Genomic DNA, 8,025 nt, shown 5'->3' with positions numbered 1-8,025 from the left:
CGCACACTGATCCCGGACCGCTCCGCCAGCCCCTGCTGGCTCAACCCGGCGTCACGCCGGTACCGCAGCAACAACTCGCCAAAGGTCGCCTGGCCATCCGAGACGCGCATCGGCCCAAAGTAACCGCCACTTTTAGGCCGATCGAGCGTGCCGCACCCGTTCAGACCAGTCCGTCTTCATCACACTCGGATGTGCGGTGCTCCGTCAGCCCGGCCAGCTCGGCGTCCACCCGTTCACGATCGGTCCGGTAGACCGGACCGTCCAGCAACTCACGGGCGAGGAGCAGGCAGCACCGCGCGCGGTCCGGTTCCCCCGCCGCGCGCCACGCGAGTCCCTCCCTGATCGCCTGGTCCGCCTCGCGGTGGGCCGCCTCGTTCTCGACGCACAGCCGGCGCGCCTCGTGATGGCTCGCAGCCGCCTCCCGCCACCTGCCGAGGCCGGCGAGGCAGAGACCGATGTTCTCCATCAACAGCATCATCACCCAGCGCACCACCTCCGGACCGGCCTCGTCCCGGTGCCGGCACGCCTCGGTGAGCAGCGCCTGGTGCACCGCGAGCGCGTCTCCGTAGCGGCCGGCGTCCTGCAGGGCGACACCGAGGGTGCTGCACACCCAGTACCGCAGTTCGAAGAAGTCGTACTCCGCCGACAGGTCGTGGGCCGTGCGGAGGTGCGCCATGCCCTTCTCCCCCTGCCCGAGCCGGGTCAGCTCGACCCCGATGTAGCAGTGCGCGAAGACCCTCCCGCGGTGGTCGCCGATCTCCTCCGCGAGCGCCAGCGCACGGGAGTTCGTCCGGAGAGCGAGCTCGTTGTCGTTGCGGCACAGGTACTGCGCCCAGCCGAGCTGGTTGAGCATGTCCACCTCGGCCACCTGGTCACCGAGGTGCCGTGCGGCCTCGAGACCGAGCCGGTAGACCTCGTCCCAGCGATAGTCGAACTCCTGGCTGTCCGCGAACCAGTGCATGGCCTTCGCCAGACCGAGCACCTCGGTGTGCCAGCCGAGCGCCGCCGCTTCGCGCTGCGCGGCCGACCAGTTCGTGCCCTCCCGCACCAACCAGTCCCCCGCGTGTTCCTGGGAGTGGAACGGCGAGCCGTCCGCGCCGGCCGGGCCGCGGTGGAACGTGGCCGCACCCGCGGCCGTCGCCATGCCCAGCAGGTGCCGGAGTGTGCGATCGCGCAGCAGTTCCCGCTCCTCCTCGGGTTCCTCCTGGGCCAGCCGCTCGGCGGCGAAGAGCCGGAGCAGGTTGTGGAACCGCAGGCGTCCCGGCGTCCGCGCGGTGTCCAGCAGGGATGCCTCGACCAGCTCGTCGAGCAGTGCGCCGACCTCCGGCTCCGGCGCACCCGTGGCCACCGCGGCGAGCGCCTCGTCGAAGTGCTCGCCGGGGATCACCGCGAGGCGCCGGAGCACCCGGCGGGCGAACGGGGACAGCCGCCGGAACGACACCTCGAACGCGGACCGCAGCTGGAGGTCGCCCGCCGACAGGGAGCTGAGCCGCATCCGCTCGTCCCGCAGCTGTGACACGAGGTAGGACAGCGACCAGTGCGGCCGCGTCGCCAGCCGGTTGCCCGCGATCCGGATCGCCAGCGGCAGGTTCCCGCACAGTGTCACGAGCTCGGTGGCGGCACACGGTTCCCCGCGCACGACGTCGTCACCTGTGATGGAGGCGAGCAGGGCCACCCCGCTCTCCGTGGGCAGGGGCGAGACCGAAACCCAGCTCGCGGCCGCCAGCCCGGCCAGGACACGGCGGCACGTCACCAGGGTCAGGCCGCGGCTCCCCGTGCCGAGCAACGGCCGCACGTGCGCCTCGTCGACCGCGTTGTCCAGCAGCACGAGCACACGCCGGTCGCGCAGCAGTGCCCGGAACAGATCGACGCGGTCCGCCTCGGACTCGGGAACACCCCTGACGGGCACGCCGAGGGCGTGCAGCATCCGCTCCAGCGCCTCGCTCGGCGCCATCGGCCGGTCACCGGAACCGCCCAGGTCGAGTGCGAGACATCCGTCGGGGAAGGCGTCGGCCAGCCGGTGTGCCGCGGCGACGGCGAGTGAGGTCTTCCCGACACCGGGCGGTCCGGTCACCACGACGACACCGGCGGGTACCGCGGTACCGAGCCGGGTCAGCTCGCGCAGCTCCTCCTCCCTGCCGATGAGCTCGGTGACGGCGGGCAGCGCGTGGAGCATCGTGGAGTCGACCGGTTTGGCCGTGCGGCGGCGGCCCTCCCTGGCCAGCAGGAGGAAGATCTCCCGGTCCTCACCGGTCAGCTCGAGGGCGTCCGCCAGCACTGCGGCCGAGCGCTCCTGAGCGGAGTTCGCCCTCCCCCGTTCGAGATCCCGCAGGGCGCGCACGCTCATTCCGGACGAACGGGCGAGGTCGGCCTGCGACAAACCGGACGCCCGCCTGAGCCTGAGCAGCACCTGACCGAAGGCGGGAATCGCGTCATCCGAGACGCTCACGGTCGACATTCGAAAGAAAATAGTGACTTGACAATTACTTGAGGTTCACGCGAATTGTCGCCACCATCGGCTCTCCGCACGGCCCCTAACAGCAGAAATGCCAGCGGGACCAGAGCCGTGCGCGCGACGATGACCCATTCGGGGTGATTCCACTCTGCACGTCCACACCATGATCGATGTACGTTCGGACACGACTCGCGGGCCAGAGCGGCGGATGAGCGCGTGCCGCATTACTCCTTTTCAGTGAATTTGTCCGGGGGCCGGGGGAATCTCTCCCCCACCGTTCTCCGGCTCCCACCGCACCACCCTCAGCTCCGGCTCGCGCAACCGACGCGCGTACAGGCCGGCGACCTCGTCGCCGGCCTGTACCAGCGTCTCGCGCAGGAAGTCGCCGGTGAGCCGCAGCGAGGCGGGACCGCCCGGGTTGAACAGCACGTCGACGCCGTCCGCGAGCAGGGCCACGAGGTCGTCGAGGTCGATGCGCCGCCACCGCGGTGAACTGATCCGCGTGCGATGCGCCTCACCCGTCGCCACGACGACGCACGGAACGTCGTCCGGCGACAGGGTGACCAACGGCCGGCCGTCCCCGTTGACGGCGATGTCGAAGAGGCTGTCGCGGAGCATCAGCCTGGTCTGCTCCGTCTCCGCCCTGCCCTGCGACACCAGCCGGAACACCGCGTCCAGCGGATCCGACGGCGCCCCGCTGTCCACGGGCACGTGGTCCGGGTTGGGCCGGAACTTGCCGAGCGTTCCGTCGTCCTCCAGGGGCCAGACCCCGACGACCGCCTCCAGCGGCGGGGCCTCGTTCTCGTGCCGGGGACTCCACGCGGGGTCCATCAGCAGGAACCAGTTGCCCAGCGCGCTGTTCTCCGGCCGGGCGGCGGTCGAGTCGGTCATGGTGACCATCCTCGCCGCTCCTCCGGTCCGGCCGCCGATCACGAACCGCACGGGCAGGTGTTGCCGGTGAATCGGGCATCCGCTCACCGCTCGCGGCCCCGCCAGGTCGAGGAGCGCGCGACGAGCGGGCCGAACACCTGGCCGAACACCTCGTCGAGTGCCGCCACGACCGTCTCGGACGCCCCTGCGTCCGGCACGAGCCGCAGTGCTTCCTCCCCGAGTTCGTGCCGGCTCAGCTCGACCGCCACGGTGGTCTGCGCGCTGCGCACGGAGGCCGAGGCGTGCCCGGCGATCCGCAGCTCGACCTTGCTCCGGCCGCACCACCAGCCCCAGCCGGGCCAGCATGCGTGCCGTTCAACGACATGCCGCGTTGCCCCGCGGGTTTTCCGCGAGATCCTCACCGCGGCAGGGTCAGCGGCGGCCGTGGTGCTCGCTGCCGTCTTCCGGCCACTGGCCGGGAATGGTGCCGGGATCAGGCTTGCCGTTGAGGTTCAGCGCGTTCTTGGCGACGTGGGTGTTGTTCTCCTCCGTGGACACGCAGTAGGCCGCGAACTGCTTCAGGCTTTGGCCGAGCATGTCGATGCCCTTCGCCAGTGCGCTGATACCGCCCAGGTACTCCGCCCCGCGCTTGTAGTACTTGGGTGCGAACGCACTCCAGCTGTCGTCGCCCTCAGGGGACGTCAACGGCGCGTAGGAAGCGAGGTCCTCGTTGCCGGTCATGTAGTGGTAGAACCGGGAGCTCGCCGACTGGAAGAGCGCCGCGCACTTCAGCAGCTCGTCGGTGTTGATCGAGACCCGCCCCGAGCCGAGACCGAAGTTGAGCAGGGGAGCCGAGCCGCCGTTGTGCTCGTCACCGCCGGGGACGTCCTCGCCAGGGCCATCTGACTTGATCATCGCATTCAGTCCCTGATGTTCATGACGTCACGGGTGGTGGGGCGCAGCTCGGGTTCGGTGGGCAGCAGCGACTGCAGGTCCACGTCACCGGAGAAGAGCTTGCGGGCGTCGACTCCGGGAGGGAGCGTCGGCGCGATCACGTCGGCGGCCTCGTTCGCCACCTGCTGCTGCGCGTCCATGATCGTCTTCAGGACGGCGGACTCCAGTTCTGCCGGCGTCATGCGCTTGTAGGCGCCGCTCGGGAACTTCACGTCCTTCACCACGCCGCCGTGCCCGACGGTCACCGCCACGACCCGCCGGGGGGCGCTGACCGTGCACGACAACTCGCTGAGCCGCTGCTGCGTCTCGCGCAGCTGGGCGAACTGCTGCTCGTACTGGCTCTTCAGCTGCTCGATCTGCTCGGACTGCGGATAGGACACCGCACGCCTCCCTCGGCCTGCTCGGCGTGACCCGACATCAGCAGTAAACGGGCGAAAGCGGAGGGCTTGACACGAACGACCTCGTTCCGAACCTGAAAGGAACCGCATGGTGCCCTAACGCACCCGATGTCGCGTCACCGATTGAGACACGATCCGCGAACGGGCAGGGTTCGAGGCGGAAGGTCCGGCCACCGCGCGGCCGCCACCACTCGTGCAGCTCGCCTTCTCGCCGGTCGCCACAAGTGGAATGGGTCCGAACGGCCGCGTTCGCACCGTTCGACACCGGTGTAGGTTCGGACATCCGGCAGACGCGTTCGGGCAGGTGCGGTGCACCGGCGGCAGACAGGCAGCTTTGTCGTTTCGCAAACCTGCCCCCCGTTCTGACTGGCCTTCCGCGAGGCTCGCACGGTCTCCTGAGAGCATGACTTCGCAGACCGCCTGGCCGGACGGCCGGCGCCCCCTGGCCCCAGGGCACGCAAGCCGCACGACCATCCGGGTCTTGGTTCACGCGTCCGACCCGCTGATCGCATCGGGCCTGCTCACGATGCTGCGGCCGACACCCGGCATCGAGATCGTCACGGACCCGCAGCAGGCCGACGTCACCGTGGCCGTGGCGGACGCCTGCCTGCACGAGGTGCTCCAGCCCGGCACGTCACGCCTGGTCCTCATCGCGGACGAGCTCCGCCAGGCGGAGCTGTGGACGGCCATCGAACACGGGTTGATCGTGCTGGTGCCGCGAGCGGAGGCCACGGCCAGGACCAGGCTGCTGCGCGCCATCGCCGACGCACGCGAGGGACGGGGTGACCTGCCCGCCGAGCAGCTGGGCAGCGTCCTGCGCGGACTCAAGCAACTGCAGGAGACGACGCTCGGGCCGCGCGACCTCACCCTCGCAGGTCTGTCCCTGCGCGAGACCGAGGTGATCAGGCTCCTCGCGGACGGGCTCGACACCGCCGAGATCGCCGAGAGGCTCATCTACTCCGAGCGCACGGTCAAGAACGTCCTGCACAACCTGCTCAGCAGGCTCAACCTGCGCAACCGCGCCCACGCGGTCGCCTACGCGTTGCGCCACGGTCTCATCTGAGGCCCAGCTCGGCACCGGTCTCGCACCGCGGACGGTCTCGCACCGTCCGCGGGTCACAACGCCGTGGCTCCGACCAGGAGGGGCCTCAGCAACGACTCCAGCCACGTCTCAGCGCTCGTAGGCCCGTCCTCGGCATCACAGCAGTCGCCGTGCGGGTGGAGAGCGGCGAGCACGTCGCCGATCAGGCGGCACCAGGCGTCGACGTCCTGGGCGCTCTCGAGCAGCACCACGGTTCCGGACTGCGGCAGCGTGCCGAGGACCCGCCGCGCCGCCGCCGCGGTCTCCGGCAGGCACACCGGCGCCCACCACGAGATCTCCCAGTCGGCAGCACCTGCCGGAACGTGCTCACGCACGATCGCGGCGATCCGCTCGTCGTGCACCGGTTCGTCGGCGAACAGCCGGCCCGATCCGCGGGTGCTGCCGGTCACCCACCGGCACCGGGCCAGCCACCGCTCCGCCAGCAGGACGAGGCCGTCCGCGTAGGACCGCAGCAGTTCGATCTCGTCCCGGGACATCACTCCGATCATGCCTTCGCCGCCACATCGGTCCCAACGGTTCACCGCTTCGTCTCCTCGCAGCGCGTGATCTCGGCCTCTCCGCGTCCACCACGTGAGCGGACCAGGTCTTCCGGGGTGCGGAGAGATCAAGTTAACCGGTGGCGAAGGCCCAAACGAGACCCGAGGACGCGATCGGCCTTTCCACCCTTCGAAACCTGCACTGAAGATCGCGCTCCGCCACAAACCCGTGGCGGAAGCCGGGTGCGCCGACGGACGGCACGCCAAACGGAAAGGCTCGCTCGTGGACGGAGACACCCCGTCGCCCAGCGGAATCGACCCCCGGTCGCTCCGGCGCTGCGCCGCGGAGCACCGAGGCCCGCCGGACGCCCCGCAGACCGATCCCGCGCAGGCCACGGCTGACCCCGGACCGGAACCCCCGGCCCCGGAACTCTCCCGTCCATCCTAAGAGGACGGTCCGGCTTCCGCGATCGGCAAGGTCTCGGTGAGCACGCCGAGCCCGCTGTCGCGGAGGGTCGCGCACACCTCGGCCGCTTCCCGGTCGTCCAGGAGGCCCGCGGCGCGGACGAACTCGCCGACGAGCCGGACCGACCTGACCCCGCCCGGGTTCACCAGCACGTCCAGGTCGCCCAGGTGCTCGACCAGCTCCTCGAAGCCGACCGGCAGCCACCCGGCCGCGCGGGTGCGCCGGTGCACCGCGGACGTGGCGGCCACGACGCACGGGACCTCGTCCGGCGACCACGCGACCAGCGGGCGGCCGTAGGCGTTCAGCGCGATCTCGCAGGTGGACTCGCGCAGGAGCAGCTGGAACTGCCGGGCGTCGAGCCGGCCGTCGAGCAGGAGCGCGAGGGCGGCGTCCACCAGGTCGGACGGCGAATCGGGACGGCCGGGCACGTAGCCGGGGTTGCCGAGGAACCGGACGGGCCTGCCGTCGTCGAGCAGCCAGCCGCCCAGCACGCTCCGGATCGGCGGGACCTCGCCGGCGTTCTCCCGCACCCACACGGGATCGACGAGCAGGAACCAGTTCTCCCGCACCGCGGTCACGGCCGTTCCGCCTCCGGTGCGGGCGGTGCCTCCGTTTCCGTGCTGAACCGCGGCGCGGTGGCCTGCGCGGATTCCCAGGGAACGATTCGCGCGCCGGACTCCTGCCGATACCTCTCGTAGGCGGCGGACGCGTCGTCGTCGCTCATCATGAAGGTCTCGCGCATGAAGTCGCCGGTGAGCCGGACGGAAGCGGGACCTCCGGGGTTGAACAGCACGTCCACGCCGTCGGCCAGCGTCATCACGAGCGCGTCGAGGTCGATGCGCCGCCATTGCGGCGAGCTGACCCTCCTGCGGTGCGGCTCCGCGGTGGCCACGACGACGCAGGAGATGTCGTCCGGCGACTGCACGACCAGCGGCTTGCCGTCCCCGTTCATCGCAATGTCGAACAGGCAGTCGCGCAGCATCAGCTGGATGTGCTCCGCCTCCGCCCCGCCGTGCAGGACCAGCCTCAGCACGGCGTCCAGCGGGTCCGTCGGCGAGTGCTCGTCGGCGGGCACGTAGTCCGGGTTGGCCCGGAACCGGCCGACGCGGCCGTCGGCCTCCACCGGCCACAGCCCGACGACGGCCTCGACCGGCGGCAGTGCGTCCTCTTCGGACGGAGCCCACGCCGGGTCCATGAGCAGGAACCAGTTCTCGAGCGGTCCGCTGTCCTGGGCGTCCTCGGTGGTGTCGGTCGTGTTCGCCATCCTCGTCCTCACGTTCGCGTCGCCGGTGTGCCGACGCCCT

Annotated in this window: 9 protein-coding genes; 1 reads left to right on the top strand and 8 read right to left on the bottom strand. The window is 70.7% G+C overall.

All coding sequences use genetic code 11. The features are described from left to right. Positions 1-160 precede the first annotated feature (160 nt). The 5 genes from UK23_RS26655 to UK23_RS26635 form a co-directional block, all read right to left on the bottom strand. Entirely contained in the window at positions 161-2,458 is a 2,298-nt protein-coding gene (locus tag UK23_RS26655) for a helix-turn-helix domain-containing protein (protein WP_045314388.1), read from the bottom strand. Positions 2,459-2,689: 231 nt separating this feature from the next. Next, positions 2,690-3,346: a type VII secretion system-associated protein gene (locus tag UK23_RS26650; protein WP_052685074.1), complete on the bottom strand. Its 657-nt coding sequence runs from the start codon at positions 3,344-3,346 to the stop codon at positions 2,690-2,692. 83 nt (positions 3,347-3,429) lie between these two features. Next, the gene (locus UK23_RS51925; RefSeq protein ID WP_156213393.1) at positions 3,430-3,747 is read right to left on the bottom strand and encodes a hypothetical protein; all 318 of its coding nucleotides are present in this window, start codon (positions 3,745-3,747) and stop codon (positions 3,430-3,432) included. Positions 3,748-3,757: 10 nt separating this feature from the next. Continuing rightward, positions 3,758-4,240 carry a hypothetical protein gene (locus tag UK23_RS26640; RefSeq protein WP_045314386.1) on the bottom strand — a complete coding sequence of 161 codons (483 nt, stop codon included), beginning with the start codon at positions 4,238-4,240 and terminating at the stop codon, positions 3,758-3,760. 5 nt (positions 4,241-4,245) lie between these two features. After that, on the bottom strand, positions 4,246-4,659 hold the full coding sequence (locus UK23_RS26635) for a YbaB/EbfC family nucleoid-associated protein (protein WP_045314385.1): 414 nt from the start codon (positions 4,657-4,659) through the stop codon (positions 4,246-4,248). Positions 4,660-5,158: 499 nt separating this feature from the next. Between UK23_RS26635 and UK23_RS26630 the strand changes: the two genes are divergently transcribed. After that, complete coding sequence (locus UK23_RS26630) at positions 5,159-5,740, top strand: helix-turn-helix transcriptional regulator (RefSeq protein ID WP_231114682.1); 582 nt, start codon at positions 5,159-5,161, stop codon at positions 5,738-5,740. A gap of 53 nt (positions 5,741-5,793) precedes the next feature. Here UK23_RS26630 and UK23_RS26625 read toward each other — a convergent pair whose 3' ends face one another. The 3 genes from UK23_RS26625 to UK23_RS26615 all read right to left on the bottom strand — a co-directional run bounded on the left by UK23_RS26625 (position 5,794) and on the right by UK23_RS26615 (position 7,985). Then, positions 5,794-6,255: a hypothetical protein gene (locus tag UK23_RS26625; protein WP_156213392.1), complete on the bottom strand. Its 462-nt coding sequence runs from the start codon at positions 6,253-6,255 to the stop codon at positions 5,794-5,796. Between the two features lie 444 nt (positions 6,256-6,699). After that, positions 6,700-7,299: a type VII secretion system-associated protein gene (locus UK23_RS26620; protein WP_045314383.1), complete on the bottom strand. Its 600-nt coding sequence runs from the start codon at positions 7,297-7,299 to the stop codon at positions 6,700-6,702. Beyond that, complete coding sequence (locus tag UK23_RS26615; RefSeq protein WP_045314382.1) at positions 7,296-7,985, bottom strand: type VII secretion system-associated protein; 690 nt, start codon at positions 7,983-7,985, stop codon at positions 7,296-7,298. Before UK23_RS26615 ends, UK23_RS26620 begins: the two co-directional genes overlap by 4 nt. Positions 7,986-8,025: the final 40 nt, after the last annotated feature.

The sequence above is a fragment of the Lentzea aerocolonigenes genome (genome assembly GCF_000955955.1).
Classification (GTDB): Bacteria; Actinomycetota; Actinomycetes; order Mycobacteriales; family Pseudonocardiaceae; genus Lentzea; species Lentzea aerocolonigenes_A.
This window is presented reverse-complemented; position numbering and strand designations above follow the sequence as displayed.

Excerpts from the sequence above, each read along its gene's own strand:
- UK23_RS26655 (WP_045314388.1), bottom strand. The coding sequence starts at position 2,458 with ATGTCGACCGTGAGCGTCTCGGATGACGCGATTCCCGCCTTCGGTCAG.
- UK23_RS26650 (WP_052685074.1), bottom strand. The coding sequence starts at position 3,346 with ATGACCGACTCGACCGCCGCCCGGCCGGAGAACAGCGCGCTGGGCAAC.
- UK23_RS26640 (WP_045314386.1), bottom strand. The coding sequence starts at position 4,240 with ATGATCAAGTCAGATGGCCCTGGCGAGGACGTCCCCGGCGGTGACGAG.
- UK23_RS26625 (WP_156213392.1), bottom strand. The coding sequence starts at position 6,255 with ATGTCCCGGGACGAGATCGAACTGCTGCGGTCCTACGCGGACGGCCTC.
- UK23_RS26615 (WP_045314382.1), bottom strand. The coding sequence starts at position 7,985 with ATGGCGAACACGACCGACACCACCGAGGACGCCCAGGACAGCGGACCG.